1 protein-coding gene is annotated in these 1,306 nt (G+C 73.7%); it reads right to left on the bottom strand.

Translation table 11 applies throughout. The annotated features are described in order from the left end of the window. A partial coding sequence (locus ACFC1R_RS38810) for a globin domain-containing protein (RefSeq protein WP_375946429.1) occupies positions 1 to 1,203 on the bottom strand: 1,203 nt, incomplete at its 3' end. Between the last annotated feature and the right edge of the window lie 103 nt (positions 1,204 to 1,306).

Genomic DNA, 1,306 nt, shown 5'->3' with positions numbered 1-1,306 from the left:
GGCGAGCCAGAGGTCGGGGCCGAACACCTCGTAGTGGATCGCCTGGGCCGGCACGCCGCGCCGCAGCAGCTCGGCCCGCGCCGCGCGCATGAAGGGCAGCGGTCCGCACAGGTAGGCGCGGACGCCCTCCGGTATCTCGATCTGCGCCAGGTCGACCCGGCCGGTCCGGGCCCCGGTGCCGGCGGGTGCCGCGCCGTCCTCGGCGGGCTGCTCGTACCAGCGGTGCAGCGCGGCCCCGGGCAGCGCCCGGACCAGGGTCTGCAGCTGCTCGGCGTGGGCGTGGTCGGCGAGCGAGCGGTCACCGTGCACCACGGTGACGGGGCGCCCGGAGCCGGTGGCCGCGAGGTGGTCGAGCATGCCGATCATCGGGGTGCAGCCGATCCCGGCGGAGGCGAGCAGCAGCGGCTCGGTGCCCTCGGCCAGGGTGAGGTCTCCGGCCGGCCGGGAGACGGTCAGCACGTCGCCGGCGTGCACGTTGCCGTGCAGCCAGCCGGATACCTCGCCCTCGGGGGTGTCGCCGCCGTGCACCCGCTTCACGGTGATCCGCCAGTGCGCGCCGCCGGGCGCGGTGGAGAGGCTGTACTGGCGGATCTGCCGGGCGCCGTCGGCGACCCGGACGGCCACGCTGACGTACTGGCCGGGACGGAAGGCGGGGGCGGGGCCGCCGTCGGCCGGGCGGAGGGTGAAGGAGACGGCGTCGCGGGACTCCTGGGTCCGGGCGACCACGGTCATCTCCTGCCAGGTCTCGCCCGGTGCGACGCCCGCCTCGGCGTACAGCCTGGCCTCCAGGGCGATGAGTTCGCCGGCCATCAGCCAGTAGACCTCGTCCCAGGCGGCGGCCACCTCGGGGGTGACGGCCTCGCCGAGCACCTCGACGATCGCGCCGAAGAGGTACTTGTGCACGATCTCGTACTGGTCCTCGGTGATGCCCAGCGAGATGTGCTTGTGGGCGATCCGGGCCAGCATCGCGCCCGGCCGGACGTCCGGCTGCTCGACCAGCAGGGTCGCGTACGCGGCGATCGCCCCGGCCAGTGCCCTGGGCTGCTCGCCGGCCGCCTGGTTGCCGCGGTTGAAGAGGTCGCGCTCCAGCTCGGGGTGGTCGGCGAACATCCGGCCGTAGAACAGCGTGGTGATCTCGCCGATGGCGGCGCCGACCACGGGCAGGGTGGCGCGGACGGTCACGGTCGATTCAGGGGAGAGCACGGGTTCCTCCAGCACGGTCCGACGGGTCTGCCGGTGGTTCGGCAGCGCCATCAATATATCGGATGCTCATCCTTTTAAATACAGGCCAGTCGCCGCCGACGCC

Source organism: Kitasatospora sp. NPDC056138, assembly GCF_042264695.1.
Classification (GTDB): Bacteria; Actinomycetota; Actinomycetes; order Streptomycetales; family Streptomycetaceae; genus Kitasatospora.
The sequence above is the reverse complement of the archived record's forward strand: the minus strand, read 5'-3'. Positions and strand labels throughout refer to the sequence as shown.